This is a genomic window from Mesorhizobium sp. WSM4828 (assembly GCF_055811175.1).
In genome coordinates this window covers 232,670-245,922 of the sequence record NZ_JBVVQK010000007.1, presented here as the reverse complement: position 1 = coordinate 245,922, position 13,253 = coordinate 232,670, and the positions used below count along the sequence as shown (strand labels likewise).

At 62.9% G+C, this 13,253-nt stretch carries 12 protein-coding genes and 1 other RNA gene; 9 read left to right on the top strand and 4 right to left on the bottom strand.

Going from position 1 to position 13,253, the window contains the following annotated elements; genetic code table 11:
• Window positions 1–168: 168 nt before the first annotated feature.
• Genes AC0L2X_RS11440 through AC0L2X_RS11430 form a run of 3 tightly spaced genes read right to left on the bottom strand, consistent with a single transcriptional unit; the run spans window position 169 to window position 6,016 of the window.
• Window positions 169–834 (bottom strand): class I SAM-dependent methyltransferase, encoded by a 666-nt coding sequence (locus AC0L2X_RS11440; RefSeq protein ID WP_473557226.1) that lies wholly within the window; start codon window positions 832–834, stop codon window positions 169–171.
• Complete coding sequence (locus tag AC0L2X_RS11435; RefSeq protein WP_473557228.1) at window positions 831–2,129, bottom strand: BtaA family protein; 1,299 nt, start codon at window positions 2,127–2,129, stop codon at window positions 831–833. Before AC0L2X_RS11435 ends, AC0L2X_RS11440 begins: the two co-directional genes overlap by 4 nt.
• Window positions 2,130–2,149: 20 nt before the next feature.
• Complete coding sequence (locus tag AC0L2X_RS11430) at window positions 2,150–6,016, bottom strand: hydantoinase B/oxoprolinase family protein (RefSeq protein WP_473557230.1); 3,867 nt, start codon at window positions 6,014–6,016, stop codon at window positions 2,150–2,152.
• Window positions 6,017–6,197: 181 nt separating this feature from the next.
• On the opposite strand from AC0L2X_RS11430, the gene AC0L2X_RS11425 reads away from it, so the two are divergent.
• The 7 genes from AC0L2X_RS11425 to AC0L2X_RS11395 all read left to right on the top strand — a co-directional run bounded on the left by AC0L2X_RS11425 (window position 6,198) and on the right by AC0L2X_RS11395 (window position 10,234).
• Window positions 6,198–6,404 (top strand): hypothetical protein, encoded by a 207-nt coding sequence (locus tag AC0L2X_RS11425; RefSeq protein WP_023676780.1) that lies wholly within the window; start codon window positions 6,198–6,200, stop codon window positions 6,402–6,404.
• Between the two features lie 246 nt (window positions 6,405–6,650).
• Window positions 6,651–7,370, top strand: coding sequence for a DnaJ family molecular chaperone (locus AC0L2X_RS11420; protein WP_352453144.1), 720 nt, complete (start codon window positions 6,651–6,653; stop codon window positions 7,368–7,370).
• Window positions 7,367–8,134 carry an N-acetylmuramoyl-L-alanine amidase gene (locus AC0L2X_RS11415; RefSeq protein WP_473557233.1) on the top strand — a complete coding sequence of 256 codons (768 nt, stop codon included), beginning with the start codon at window positions 7,367–7,369 and terminating at the stop codon, window positions 8,132–8,134. Before AC0L2X_RS11420 ends, AC0L2X_RS11415 begins: the two co-directional genes overlap by 4 nt.
• A 184-nt stretch (window positions 8,135–8,318) precedes the next feature.
• Window positions 8,319–9,062, top strand: coding sequence for a lytic transglycosylase domain-containing protein (locus AC0L2X_RS11410; RefSeq protein ID WP_352492710.1), 744 nt, complete (start codon window positions 8,319–8,321; stop codon window positions 9,060–9,062).
• Window positions 9,063–9,109: 47 nt separating this feature from the next.
• An RNA gene (gene rnpB / locus AC0L2X_RS11405) (RNase P RNA component class A) lies at window positions 9,110–9,508 on the top strand.
• A 151-nt stretch (window positions 9,509–9,659) separates the two neighbouring features.
• Window positions 9,660–9,935: a type II toxin-antitoxin system ParD family antitoxin gene (locus AC0L2X_RS11400; RefSeq protein WP_352492709.1), complete on the top strand. Its 276-nt coding sequence runs from the start codon at window positions 9,660–9,662 to the stop codon at window positions 9,933–9,935.
• Window positions 9,932–10,234, top strand: a complete 303-nt coding sequence (locus AC0L2X_RS11395) for a type II toxin-antitoxin system RelE/ParE family toxin (protein WP_352492708.1) — start codon at window positions 9,932–9,934, stop codon at window positions 10,232–10,234. The genes AC0L2X_RS11400 and AC0L2X_RS11395 overlap by 4 nt, the downstream gene beginning before the upstream one ends.
• An 8-nt stretch (window positions 10,235–10,242) precedes the next feature.
• Here AC0L2X_RS11395 and AC0L2X_RS11390 read toward each other — a convergent pair whose 3' ends face one another.
• Window positions 10,243–11,358 carry a cystathionine gamma-lyase gene (locus AC0L2X_RS11390; protein WP_352709678.1) on the bottom strand — a complete coding sequence of 372 codons (1,116 nt, stop codon included), beginning with the start codon at window positions 11,356–11,358 and terminating at the stop codon, window positions 10,243–10,245.
• 406 nt (window positions 11,359–11,764) lie between these two features.
• On the opposite strand from AC0L2X_RS11390, the gene mraZ reads away from it, so the two are divergent.
• On the top strand, window positions 11,765–12,223 hold the full coding sequence (gene mraZ / locus AC0L2X_RS11385; RefSeq protein ID WP_473557236.1) for a division/cell wall cluster transcriptional repressor MraZ: 459 nt from the start codon (window positions 11,765–11,767) through the stop codon (window positions 12,221–12,223).
• The gene (gene rsmH / locus AC0L2X_RS11380) at window positions 12,220–13,251 is read left to right on the top strand and encodes a 16S rRNA (cytosine(1402)-N(4))-methyltransferase RsmH (protein ID WP_473557239.1); all 1,032 of its coding nucleotides are present in this window, start codon (window positions 12,220–12,222) and stop codon (window positions 13,249–13,251) included. Before mraZ ends, rsmH begins: the two co-directional genes overlap by 4 nt.
• Window positions 13,252–13,253 lie beyond the last annotated feature (2 nt).

Here is a 13,253-nt window from a genome sequence, read left to right as displayed (position 1 = left end):
TTGGCCAGCGGTCAAAACCGCATCAACAGGCCGGACATATGGATGCAAGCGATCCGATCAGACCTGAGCCACACCTTGCAAGCAGGGGGCCGTCCACATATGGATCCCGGGGTCTGCGCCGCGTCGCTGCGCTCCTTGCTCCGCCCCAGGATGACGATGTGAAGGGAACTAGGAGGCGATTTTGATCACGGCCAGCCAGGCATAGCCGCGATAAAGCGTTTGGAAACGGAAGCTTGCGCCAACTCTTGCAGATTCCGAATCCAGAACCGCGCGCAGCGATTGAGGTGGCTCGACATGGAATTTTTTCAGCCAGCTGCGCAACAGCGTGCGGAACCAGCCGGGCAGGGCTTCCTGCTGGCCAAAATCGACGACATGCAGCGAGCCGCCCGGTGACAGGGCAGCAAGTGCGGCGGACACTGTCTTCTCCCAGCCGGGGATCATCGACAGCGAATACGAGACGAATATCCGGTCGAAACTTTCGACGCCGAACAGCGCCTTCGCGTCGAAATCGGTGGCGTCGCCGCGCGCCAGCGTAACGCGGCCGGAGAGGCTTTCGCGGGCAAGGGCGGCGGTGGCCGTCTCCAGCATCTCGGCCGAAATATCGAGGCCGAAGAAGCGCGCGCCGGGATAGCGGCGGGCGGCGAGGATGATGTTGCGGCCGGTGCCGCAGCCGAGCTCGAGCACGGTCCCGCCGGCCGGCACATCCAGTCCGTCGATAAGCCGGTCGCGGCCGAGCAGATAGTATTTGCGGGTCAGGTCGTAGACATGACGCTGCCAGCGATAGACGCCGTCCATCAGCTCGGCATGGCTGGCCGGCAAGTCGGTCGTGCTCATGCGGCCCGCTTCACATAGAGGTGGAAGCCGCCATAGATGGCCGAGCGGTCGCGCGCCGAAAACTCGCGCGAGGCGTCGTTCTCGTAGCGCCACTGGTCGAGCAGCGAATTCGAGACGCGGCCGGGCAGCAGGCTGGGTTCCGCTGCGGTGCGGAAGATGACGCGGGCGCCGGTGGAGGCGGTTCGGGTGATCTCGGCCCACAACCCGTTGAGCTGGTCGTCGGTCATCCAGTCCTGTGCGTCGAGCAGCACGAAGCGGTCGACCGAACCGGCATCCTTGCCGGCAAGGAACTCGATCAGATTGGCGTGGTGGATGGCGACGCGATCGACATTGTTGCGGATCGTCTCGTAGTTGCGCTTTTCGAGATAGGCGGGCAGGGCGGCCTCGCCCGGGTTGGGATAGCGGCGGGCAAAGGCCTGCCAGGCAAAATAGTTGGTCTTCAGCGGAAAATCGCAGGCGAGCTTTTCCAGCCGGGCCTTCAGCACGCTGGCCATGGTGCCGTCGCCCGAGGTGATCAGCGAATCGTACTGGGCCGGCGGAATGCCGAGGCCGAACAGCGAAGCTTTTCGCGAAGTTGCCCATTTCAGCAGCGGCTTTTCGAAGACCGGCGCCAGCTCCTCATCGAAGAAACGGCGTTGATCGGCGATGCTCTTGGCGTCCATGATGCCGGCCGGGTCGACGCCGAAGAGCTTTGCGGTGCGGTGGCCCATGGCGATGAACAGACCAAGCAGGCCGGTCTGGTAGAAATTGCGGTCGAAGACGGCGATGCGGCGACGGCCGCGCCAGTTGCGCCGCTCCCAATAATGACGGCTGACCGGATCGAGATGCGGCGCGATGAAGCGGTCGTAGGCCTGCGAATTGTGCCCGGTCTCTGCCGCGCCGAAGAAACGGAAAAGGTCGCCCTGCGACGGCAGGTGACGCACGGCTTCGAGCTTCATGCGGTTCAGCGCGATATGGGCGGCGTTGAGGTCGACGGCATCGATCCTTTCCGGCGAGCAGGTGAGATAGGCGAGGATGTTGCAGCCGCCGGAGGCAATGGTGACGATGCGGTGGCCCTTGCCGAGTTGCATCGCGTCCATGTCGATTTCGGGGTCTTCCCAGATCTGCGGATAGACGAGGCCGGAGAACAGGAAGGCGAACAAGCGTTCGGAGATGCCAGCCTTCGACAGCGGGCGGTTCTGGTAGACGGCCTTGCCGACCTCCTTGCCGCGGCGAAAAACCAGTTCCCCAGAAATGTCCGTCATGGCAAGGCGATTCCCCGTTTGCTTTGCCGCAAGCGGGTAGCGCAGGGTCATGACAGGCCGGTGACAGGTTCCTATGTCTGGCCAAATCCGCCAGGGGTCGGCGTCGTCACGATGACCGCCTCGCCGGCGTCGAGCACCGTCTGGTCGCAGGCCTTCAGGATTTCGACGCGGCCATCCTTGCGGCGGACCTTAGTCGAGCCGGCCTCGCCGTCGCCGCCGCCGCCGAGGCCTTGCGGCGGGCGGTTGCGATGCGAGGACAGGATCGCGCATTCCATCTTTTCGAGGAAGCGGACGGTGCGCTTGGTGCCGTCGCCGGCATTCCATTTGCCTTTGCCGCCGGAGCCCTCGCGGATATGGAAATCCTCGAGCAGTACCGGGAAACGCAGTTCCAGCACTTCGGGATCGGTCAGGCGCGAATTGGTCATATGGGTGTGGACGCCGGAGGTGCCGGCAAAGCCGCGGCCGTCGTTCATCCGGCCGGCCGGCGAGCCCGAGCAGATCGTCTCGTAATATTGGTACTGCTTGTTGCCGAAGGTGAGGTTGTTCATCGTGCCTTGCGCGTTGGCCATCGCCCTCATCGCCCCGAACAGCGCGTTGGTGACGTGCTGCGAGGTCTCGACATTGCCGGCGACAACCGCCGCGGGATAGGCGGGCTTGAGCATCGAGCCGTCGGGAATGATGATATTGATCGGCCGCAGACATCCGGCATTCATCGGGATGTTGTCTTCGACCATGACGCGGAAGGCATAAAGCACAGCGGCTCGGGCGACTGGCTCCGGCGCATTGAAATTGTTCTTCATCACCGGCGACGTGCCGGTGAAGTCGACGGTCGCTTCGCGCTTCTCCCGGTCGATAGTCATCTTCACCTTGATCTTTTGGCCGGTGTCGGTCGGATATTCGTATTCGGAACTGTCGGGCAGCCGCTCCAGCACACGGCGCACGCTTTCGGCGGCATTGTCCTGGACGTGACCCATATAGGCTTCGACCACATCGAGGCCGAAATGCGCGACCATCTTGCGCAGCTCGGCGACGCCCTTTTCGTTCGCGGCGATCTGCGCCTTGAGGTCGGCGATGTTCTGGTGCGGATTGCGCGCCGGATAGGGATGGTCGGTGAGCAGCGTCTCGAGGTCCTTCTCGCGGAACCGGCCGCGATCGACGATGCGGAAATTATCGAACAGCACGCCTTCTTCGTCGACGGTTGTGGCAAGCGGCGTCATCGAGCCGGGCGCGGTGCCGCCGATGTCGGCATGGTGGCCACGCGAGGCGACGTAAAAGAGGATTTCCTCCCCCCTTGAGGGGGAGGTGCCGCCGAAGGCGGCGGAGGGGGTCGCTGCGGCAGTGCTCGACGTTCTTGCGGTGCCTTCTGAGAGGACCCCACCCGGCCGCTCCGCGGCCACCCTCCCCTCGAGGGGGAGGGAAAAGACAGGCGTCACGACTGTGATATCAGGCAGATGCGTGCCGCCATTGTAAGGCGCGTTCAGCGCAAAGACATCGCCTGGGTGAATGTCGCCGGAATTGAGCCGGATGATGGTCTCCACCGAGCGGTCCATGGAGCCGAGATGCACCGGCATATGCGGCGCGTTGGCGACCAGCGCGCCGTTCCGGTCGAAAACGGCGCAGGAGAAATCGAGCCGTTCCTTGATGTTGACGGAATAGGCGGTGTTTTGCAGCGTTACGCCCATCTGTTCGGCGATCGACATGAACAGGTTGTTGAAGACCTCCAGCATCACCGGATCGGCTTCGGTGCCGAGTGCGGCGTGCCGGTACTTCTTCTCGACGCGCCGCATCAATACGTGCTCCTTGGCGGTGATCTCGGCCTGCCAGCCCGGCTCGACGACAATGGTCTGGTTAGGCTCGATGATCAAAGCGGGGCCGGCGATCTTGTTACCGGGCTTCAGCGTTTCGCGAGGGAAAATGCCGGCGTCGCGCCAGACGCCGTCGACAAAGATTTTCCGGGTCCCGGAAGGACTTGCGGCCACGTCTTCAACAACTGAATCGCTTTCGTCGCGGCCGGTGCCGCCGGTATCGGTACCTTCGACGCCGACCGATTCGACGATCATCGGCTTGTCTTCGTAGACGAAACCGAACTGCGCCTTGTGCGCCAGTTCGAAGTCCGCCTTGGCCTGCGCGATCGAGCCGTGCCCAAAGTTCACAGGCAGTGCGGTATCGGTGCCGTCGTAGCGGATCTGCAGCACCGGTCTCGAGGCGACCGCGTCTTCGCTGATGCCTTGCGCGGCGAGTTCGTCGATGACGGCTTTGCGCAGCGTTGCGATGAGTTCATCGATTGCTGGCCCGGAATTGTCCGCCAGCGGCTTCAGCAGCGCCTGCTGGCGTGACGCAAACACCGAGGATAGTCCTATGCCGTATGCCGACAGCAGGCCGGAGAACGGATGGATCAGCACCGCCTCCACGCCGAGCGCATCGGCGACCAGGCAAGCGTGCTGGCCGCCGGCGCCGCCGAAACAGTTCAGGAGGTATTCGGTGACGTCGTAGCCGCGCTGCACCGAAATCTTCTTGATGGCATTGGCCATGTTTTCGACGGCGATGGTGATGAACCCTTCGGCGACGGTTTCCGGCGGGCGGCCGTCGCCGATCTCGGCGGCAAGTGCGGTGAATTTTTCGCGAACCGTCTGCACGTCGAGCGGTTCGTCCTGGCCCGGCCCAAAAATGGCCGGGAAGAACTCGGGCTGCAGCTTGCCCAGCATGACATTGGCATCGGTGACGGCCAGCGGGCCGCCGCGCCTATAGGCGGCCGGGCCGGGATTGGCGCCGGCCGAATCCGGCCCGGCGCGGAAGCGGCCGGCCTCATAGTGCAGGATCGAGCCACCGCCGGCGGCGACGGTGTGGATGCGCATCATCGGCGCGCGGATGCGCACCCCGGCGACCTCGGTGTCGAAGGCGCGCTCGTAGTCGCCATCGTAATGGGCGACATCGGTGGAGGTGCCGCCCATGTCGAAGCCGATGACCTTGCCGAAACCGGCGAGTTTTGCCGTCTCGACCATGCCGACGACACCGCCGGCCGGGCCGGACAACAGCGCATCCTTGCCCTGGAACATGTCGGCAGCGGTGAGGCCGCCCGACGACATCATGAACATGAGGCGAGGGGATTGGCCAATCTCGCCCCTTGTGGGGGAGATGCCCGGCAGGGCAGAGGGGGGCGTGACAGACTGAGATGTTGGCGGGACAGCGCCCCCCTCTGGCAGCTGCGCAGCCATCTCCCCCTCGAGAGGGGAGATTGGCGCGGCACCCAGTTCCGCCGCCACCTTCTGCACATACCTTGCCAGGATCGGCGACAGATAGGCGTCGACCACCGTGGTGTCGCCGCGGCCGACTAGCTTGATCAGCGGCGAGACCTCGTGACTGACCGAGACCTGCGAAAATCCGAGCTTTCGACAGACTTTGGCGACCGCCTTTTCGTGCTCGGGATGTTTCCAGGCATGCATGAAGACGATCGCGACCGCATCGATGCCGTCCGCCTTGGCTTGCTCAATAGCCGGGCGTACGGAAGCAATGTCGAGCAGGTGCTCGACACTGCCGTCGGCGCGAACCCTTTCGTCGATTTCGACGACACGCTCATAGAGCTGTTCGGGAAGGATGATCTGCTTGGCAAAGATATCGGGCCTGGCCTGATAGGCAATCCTCAGCGCATCGCGGAACCCTTTGGTGATGAGCAGCAGCACACGGTCGCCCTTGCGCTCGAGAAGCGCATTGGTGGCAACCGTGGTGCCCATTTTGACATCGCCGATCAGAGCGGAGGGGATTGGAGCGCCGGGCTGGACGCCGAGCAGCTCGCGAATGCCCTGGATGGCAGCATCGGCATAGGCTTCGGGATTTTCCGAAAGGAGTTTCCTGGGATGCAGCCCGCCTTCCGGGTCATGGCCGATGACGTCGGTGAAGGTACCGCCGCGGTCGATCCAGAAATCCCATTTTGCGGTCATGGCAGCGGCTCCCGGGATTTTCCCTGTTCGATCTGTTAGCTCGCGAGGCCCTGACCGGCAATCGTCAAGTGATTGGAATATGTTACAGGCAGAAATGCAACGTTACGAAACTCATGCGCGGCTTACGCATTGTGTCCTCGACCGCCGCCGGTAACGGAGGCGTGATTAGAGGAGAGATATCATGAAGAAACTCATTCTTGCGTCGGTGTCGGCGCTTGCGTTGCTTGGCCTTGCCGCCTGCAGCAACAGTGGCACCGACAACACCACGACGCAGAGCACCAACCCGCCGGCATCCGACCAGACGATGAAGCCGGCTGCTCCTGACGCCAACAAGCCTGCCGAGCCGGCTCCGGCTCCGGCGCCTGCGCCGGCTGCCCCGGCGCAGTAGTCGCAGTAGTCAATGTGACAGCCAAGGAAGGCCGGCTCACACGCCGGCCTTTCTGCTGCTTGCGATATCCGCGCCTCGCGGCCGAGTGCGACGACGCGGGTTTGCTCGCAGCGGCTTCCATCGGCCGATTTCCATGCGTAAGCACTAGCGGCAGCCGCCTCAGGCATTGCGCCAAATCGATTGGGCCAGCCCCTGCGGCACTGTCTTGGCTTGATAGCGATGGGCGGTTGGCCCTATGAAGCCCTCATGTCGATTTGGGACCGCCTCGGCGACTTCGTCACACGCGTTTCATCTTCAGCGTCGTCAGGCGTCGCCGAAGTGGTCGAGGCCGTGCGCACGGTTTTCTCCGGCGACGCCGATCTGCGCCGGCGCGTCGCCTTCTCGGTGGCGATGATCGCCCTGTCGGCCAAGATGGCCAAGGCAGACGGCATCGTCACGCAAGACGAGGTGCGCGCCTTCCAGGAAATATTCGAGGTGCCGAAGGAACAGAGGCGCAATGTGGCGCGGCTCTACGATTTGGCCAAACGCGACATCGCCGGTTTCGAGACCTATGCCGAGCGGATGGCGCAGCTTTGCGGTTCGGGTCATTCGAATTGCCTGATGCTCGAGGACATACTCGACGGGCTGTTCCACATCGCCAAGGCCGACGGGCTAGTGCATGAGCGCGAGGGCCAGTTCCTGCATCGCATCGCCGAGATCTTCCGCATCGATGAGGCGCATTACCAGAGCATCCTGGCCCGGCATGTCGATCTGGGTGCCGCCGATCCTTACGTCGTGCTCGGCATCGAGCGTGGGAAGCCGTTCGAGGAGGTCCGCAGGCGCTACCGCAAGCTGGTCTCCGACAATCATCCGGACCGGCTGATCGCACGCGGCCTGCCGCAGGAATTCATCAAGATCGCGACGACCAGGCTGGCGGCGATCAACGCGGCCTATGAAATGATCGAGCGAGGCCTGCGGCACGCATGAGCGGCTTTCCGCCCGACGAGCCGAGCGCCGAGGTCAGGGTATCGCCGAATGTCGGGCCACGACGCGGAACGCTCGGACCAGATATGATCGTGCTGCACTACACCGGCATGGCGACCGGCGCCGGTGCCGAGGCATGGTTGTGCGATCCGGCAAGCGAGGTCTCGTCGCACTACATGGTCCATGAGGACGGCCGCATTGTTCAGATGGTAAGGGAAAGCGACCGCGCCTGGCATGCCGGTAAGAGTTCGTGGTTCGGACAGAGCGACATCAACTCCTGTTCGATCGGCATCGAGATCGTCAATCCGGGGCATACGCTCGGCTATCGCAACTTTCCAAAACCGCAGATCGACGCGGTGATCGGCCTCTGCGCGGGCATCGTCGAGCGCCATTCCATTCCGGCGCAGCGGGTGCTCGCGCATTCCGACGTGGCACCGGGGCGCAAGGTCGATCCGGGCGAGAAATTTCCATGGAAGGCCTTGTTTGCCGCCGGTGTCGGCCATGTTGTGCCGGCAGCGCCGATCCGGCGTGGCGCCGTGCTGAAGCCAGGCGATACCGGAGCCGAGGTCGAGGCGCTGCAGTCGATGCTGGCGCTCTATGGTTATGGCGTCGAGATCACCGGCGCTTTCGACCGGCAGACCGAAATCGTGGTCGAGGCATTTCAGCGGCATTTCCGGCAGCGCCTGGTCGATGGCATGGCTGACGGATCGACGATCCGCACGCTGGAAAGGCTGCTCGCTTCCGCAAGGATAGCCTCTCTCAAATAGTCTTTCCCAAGCTTCAAAGTTACAATCTGTTACCCAAAGTGACTTGCGTCGCCTTCTTTGGCGCCAATTCCGTCGTCAAAGGCGATCCGTACAGATTGTCGGACCTCTATCCCCCAGATGTTCCGATGTTGATTGAGGGTATCTGCGCGAAGTTCTTTGTGCAGATCAAACAGAACAGGATCACATGCAGAAATTGACCGTTTTAACGGCAGCCATTGCTGCCGGCGTAATGACTTTTGCCTTCAGTGCGGCGAACAGCGCACCGCTGAGCCAGCGGGCCGATCAAGGCTTCAGTGCTGCAGCCGGCAAAACCGCCGTGCCGAAAGGTGGTGCAAAAGTAGAGAAGACCGCCACCGCAAAAGTGGAAAAAGCGGCCGTGGTAAAGTCGAAAAAGCCAGCCTCCGCCAGAAAGCCAACCGCTGCCAGAAAGACAATCGCCAAACAGCATGTGAAGCGTAACCGCAAACGCATCGACCACATGGTAACGGCGTCAGTCGCTCCGAAGAGCAGGCCAGTGCCCCAGGCGGCGGTTGTCGGCGGCAACGGACAGTACTCGGCGATCATTGCGCGTTACGCCGCCAGCTATGGCGTGCCGATATCGCTCGCCAACGCCGTCATCAAGATCGAGAGCAACTACCAGCCGAACCAGGTCGGCAGCGCCGGCGAGATCGGCCTGATGCAGATCAAGCCGGCGACGGCAAGAATGATGGGCTATAGCGGTTCGGTTCAGGGTCTCTACGATCCCGATACCAACATCAAATACGGCATGAAGTACCTTGCCATGGCGCAGGATCTCGGCGGCGGCACGACCTGTGGCACGATCCTGAAATACAATGCCGGCCACGGCGCCACACGGATGAACCCGGTGTCCGCAGCCTATTGCGGCAAGGTCAAGGTGCAACTGGCAGCACTTGGAGCGCCCGCCTGACAAGGGATAACTTGCTTTTTCGGGCCTGAACCCCTTTATACGCCTTGCCAGCTGGCCGGGCGGCCGCACCCGCGAAGCCGAAAGGCTGCGGGTGAGGAAAGTCCGGGCTCCATGGAGACACGGTGCCGGTTAATGGCCGGCGGGGGCGACCCCAGGGAAAGTGCCACAGAAAGCAAACCGCCACGATCCAATCGTGGCAAGGGTGAAAGGGTGGGGTAAGAGCCCACCGCGCGACTGGCAACAGGAGCGGCACGGTAAACCCCACCGGGAGCAAGACCGAATAGGGGCGGTGCGAGGGGAAACCCTCGAGGGCTGTTTCCGGCTCACCGTCCGGGTAGGTTGCGTGAGGCGCATGGCAACATGCGCCCAAGATGAATGGCCGCCACGTTCTCGCCCCGCAAGGGGCGAGGGCCATACAGAACCCGGCTTACAGGCCAGCTGGCAGTTTCCCATATCGAAGAAAAATCTTTGAAATCAGTAGGCTGCGCCTTCGGGCGCAGCCATTGATTCACTTTTCGACCCGAATCGAGCGCGGCATTTCCTTGAAAATGGTGCGATTAAATCGTACCATTTGGACAAGACTATCAGGAGAGCCTCATGGGACAGGTCGATAAACGCAGCATCACGCTGTCGCCGGAACTGGCCGCGGCGGTCGACGACGTGGTGGCCGCCGGCGAATATGCCTCGGCGAGCGAAGTGATCCGCGACGCGCTGCGGCAATGGAAGGATCGGCGCGACCTGCTCGGCTACACCGTCGAGGAGTTGCGCAGACTGGTGCAGGAGGGGATCGACAGCGGGCCGGGGCGGTTTGCGTCGATCGACGAAATAAAGGCCGAAGCGCGGAGACGATTGAAACCCGACAGCGCGGCATGAATTTGCTGCCCATCATCCGAACTGCACATGCAGAAGAGGATTTGATCGCGATCTGGCTTTACGTTGCGCAAGACAGCGAGGCTGCAGCGGATCGGTTGCTCGATCGGATCGAAGCCCGCTGGCAGCAAGTGGCCACTTATCCCTTCTCAGGTGCACCGCGCGAAGACATCGCGCCGGGCATCCGTCACCTGATCGTCGGCGAATACCTCACTTTGTACCATGTCAGGGAAGAGGCGATCGAAATCGTTCGCGTGCTGCACGGCCGGCGCAAGATCGACGCCGGCGATCTGAATTCGTGATTGCCGATTCAGCCACCGATTGCGTCTAGCGACGCCTCGATCGCCTGCCAAAGCTCTTCCACCGGCTCGCAGCCGACCGACAGGCGAACGAAGCCGGGCGGAACGGCGTCTCCCCTTTTTGATCGCCGTTCGGCCGAGGTGTGTACGCCGCCGAACGATGTCGCTGCCTGCATCAAGTCGCAGTTGTTGATGAAATCCTCGGCCTTGTCCTCCGAGGCGAGCACGAACGAGATGAGAAATCCGAAGCGCTCCATCTGGGCGCAGGCAAGATTGTGCGATGGATCGCTCTCCAGTCCCGGAAAGCGCAAGCCGCTGATCGCGCGATGGTTTTTCAGCCGTCGCGCTATCATTTCGGCGGAGGTGCACATGCGGTCGAAGCGCACGTCCAGCGTTTCGAGGCCGCGATGCACCAGCCATGCCTCGAACGGCCCGGGGATGGCGCCTGACGTCTCGCGCCAGTCGGTCACCCTCGAGATGATGTCCGCGTCGCGGCTGGCGACATGGCCGAACAGCACATCGGAATGGCCATTTGGCGCCTTGGTGTCGGCAGCAATGACGATATCGGCGCCGAGATCGAGCGGGCGCTGGCCGAAAGGTGTCATCGTCGTGTTGTCGACCACAAGCACCGCACCTGCTCTATGCACGGCCTCGGCGACGGCTGCGATGTCACATATATCCAGTCCCGGGTTGGCGGGCGTTTCGACGAAGGCAAGCCGATATCCGTCGAAGCCGCCGTCGAGGAAGCTCGATGTCGGCCGGACATCATAAGCGACGCCGAAGGATTTCAGGAAGCGCTCTGCCAGCGCTCGTGTCGTATGGTAACCGTCGGAGGGCAGCAGGATACGGTCGCCGGCTTTGAGCAGGCCGAAAAATACCGCCGAGATGGCAGCCATCCCCGAGGGAAAGGCGACGCATGGGGCGTCTTCCAGATGCGCCAGCATGTGCTCGACCGCATCCCAGGTCGGATTGCTGAAGCGGCCATATTGATCGAATCCGGTGGCGTCACCCGGCGCGTGGAAAATGGCGGCCATGGTCAGGGGCAAGGGGATCGGGTCGCCCTTGGCAAGCCTGCCGCGACGCAGATGGGGAAGTGCCGCGGCGCGCGACTTGGCTGTTTCGGACATGGTTTCAAACCTCGTTGCTGACCGGAAAAGAAGATGCCGAGGCTAAGCGCGGCAGCGATCCGCAGCAAGCCGCCTCCGGTTGGACCACACGGCCCTAAACGCTTCGTTAGGCTTAATGGAGGATAAAGACCGGAGTGCCGTCAAAGCTGCTCTCCCCAGTCGTGGCAGGCGCGTTTTGAAGACTGTTCCCGTTGACGCCCATAACACCCCATGATATCCCATTCCGATACTCAAGCCTTCGTTCCGTGTCAGGGTGAAGCGTACGCCAATCGGGCAGCCGCGGCGGCTGCGCGTTTGCCTGCGTTCGCCCGTCATGATGAAGCGGGTTTTGGACGTCGACCGGGCCGGGGCGGCGCGGACAGGAAGATGCAGAGGGGTGCGGCGGCGCAAGCGGCCGTAACGCGTAATGGACCGGTTTCTGTCGAACGCGGTGAACAGGATCGATGCGAAGGGACGGGTGTCCGTGCCGGCGCATTTCCGTGCCGTTGTGCAGAAACGCGGCTATTCGGAACTTTATGCGCTACGCTGCCTGGATCGCCCGGCGATGGATGTCGGTGGGCTCGACCTGCTCGATCGCTACGAGCAGCGTATCGCCCAGGAAGACCCGTTCCTGCAGACGGCGGACGACATGTCGTTCTTCTGCCATGGCGATGGAACGTTTCTGAAGCTCGACCAGGACGGCCGTATCACGATGAGCGATTTCATTCGCGAGCATACTGGCATTTCAGCGGAAGTGGCCTTCGTTGGCCGCGGCAATTTCTTTCAGATCTGGGAGCCGGGACGGCTCAGCGCCTATGGGACGGAAGCACGCGCCCGGCTTTTGCAGCTTCGGCAGCGGACGAAGCCCGGGGAGCGGCCGGAATGATGGCGGGCGACGGCGATGAAGTTCATGCCGTTGGCGGACCAGCCCGTCACATTCCGGTCCTCCTTGCCGAAGTTCTGGAGGCGCTGGCGCCGACAAAAGGCGAGGTGATCGTCGACGGCACGTTCGGTGCCGGCGGCTACACCAAGGCCATTCTGGCAAGCGGAGCCTCGGTCGTCGCCATCGACCGCGATCCGGATGCGATCGTGGCGGGGCGGGCCCTTGAACAGCAGTTCGGCGGCAAGCTCAGGCTTGTCCAGGCACCGTTCTCGACGCTCGACGAGCAGGTTGAAAGTGCCGATGGCGTCGTGCTCGACATCGGCATCTCCTCCATGCAGATCGACCAGCCGGAGCGCGGCTTTTCGTTCCGGGCCGATGGACCGCTCGACATGCGCATGGCGCAGGCGGGCCTGAGCGCCGCCGACGTCGTCAACACCTTCAAGGTGGGCGATCTTGCCCGCATCTTCGGCTTTCTCGGCGAGGAACGCCATGCCGGGCGCATCGCCCGAATGATCGAGAGCCGTCGCGAAAAACGCCCCTTCGAGCGCACGCTCGACCTTGCCGATGCCATCGAGACGCATATCGGCCGCGCGCCGAAAGACAAAATCCATCCGGCTACCCGCGTTTTCCAGGCGCTGCGCATCTTCGTCAATGATGAACTCGGCGAACTTGCCAAGGCACTGTTTGCCGCCGAGCGCGTGCTGAAACCGGGCGGCCGGCTTGCCGTGGTGACCTTCCATTCCCTCGAGGACCGCATCGTTAAGCGCTTCATCGCAGACAGGGCCGATTCAGCGACCGGATCGCGGCATCTGCCCGAGGCGCAGGCGCGCGCCGCCACCTTCACCAAGAAGGGCGGCGGCGTGACGCCTGGCGATGCCGAGATATCGGCAAATCCGCGAGCGCGCTCGGCAAGGCTGCGCGCTGCGATCCGTACAGAGGCGCCGGCGCGTGCCGGCGATTTTTCGATTTTCGGCCTGCCAAAACTGCCTGGCCCAAAGCTTCCCGGCGCCGATCGACCGGGAGAGAGGTGAGC

What these genes read in the sequence shown, in the direction of transcription:
- AC0L2X_RS11440 (WP_473557226.1), bottom strand. Translation starts at nt 834, where the DNA reads ATGAGCACGACCGACTTGCCGGCCAGCCATGCCGAGCTGATGGACGGC.
- AC0L2X_RS11435 (WP_473557228.1), bottom strand. Translation starts at nt 2,129, where the DNA reads ATGACCCTGCGCTACCCGCTTGCGGCAAAGCAAACGGGGAATCGCCTT.
- AC0L2X_RS11430 (WP_473557230.1), bottom strand. Translation starts at nt 6,016, where the DNA reads ATGACCGCAAAATGGGATTTCTGGATCGACCGCGGCGGTACCTTCACC.
- AC0L2X_RS11425 (WP_023676780.1), top strand. Translation starts at nt 6,198, where the DNA reads ATGAAGAAACTCATTCTTGCGTCGGTGTCGGCGCTTGCGTTGCTTGGC.
- AC0L2X_RS11420 (WP_352453144.1), top strand. Translation starts at nt 6,651, where the DNA reads ATGTCGATTTGGGACCGCCTCGGCGACTTCGTCACACGCGTTTCATCT.
- AC0L2X_RS11415 (WP_473557233.1), top strand. Translation starts at nt 7,367, where the DNA reads ATGAGCGGCTTTCCGCCCGACGAGCCGAGCGCCGAGGTCAGGGTATCG.
- AC0L2X_RS11410 (WP_352492710.1), top strand. Translation starts at nt 8,319, where the DNA reads ATGCAGAAATTGACCGTTTTAACGGCAGCCATTGCTGCCGGCGTAATG.
- AC0L2X_RS11400 (WP_352492709.1), top strand. Translation starts at nt 9,660, where the DNA reads ATGGGACAGGTCGATAAACGCAGCATCACGCTGTCGCCGGAACTGGCC.
- AC0L2X_RS11395 (WP_352492708.1), top strand. Translation starts at nt 9,932, where the DNA reads ATGAATTTGCTGCCCATCATCCGAACTGCACATGCAGAAGAGGATTTG.
- AC0L2X_RS11390 (WP_352709678.1), bottom strand. Translation starts at nt 11,358, where the DNA reads ATGTCCGAAACAGCCAAGTCGCGCGCCGCGGCACTTCCCCATCTGCGT.
- mraZ (WP_473557236.1), top strand. Translation starts at nt 11,765, where the DNA reads ATGGACCGGTTTCTGTCGAACGCGGTGAACAGGATCGATGCGAAGGGA.
- rsmH (WP_473557239.1), top strand. Translation starts at nt 12,220, where the DNA reads ATGATGGCGGGCGACGGCGATGAAGTTCATGCCGTTGGCGGACCAGCC.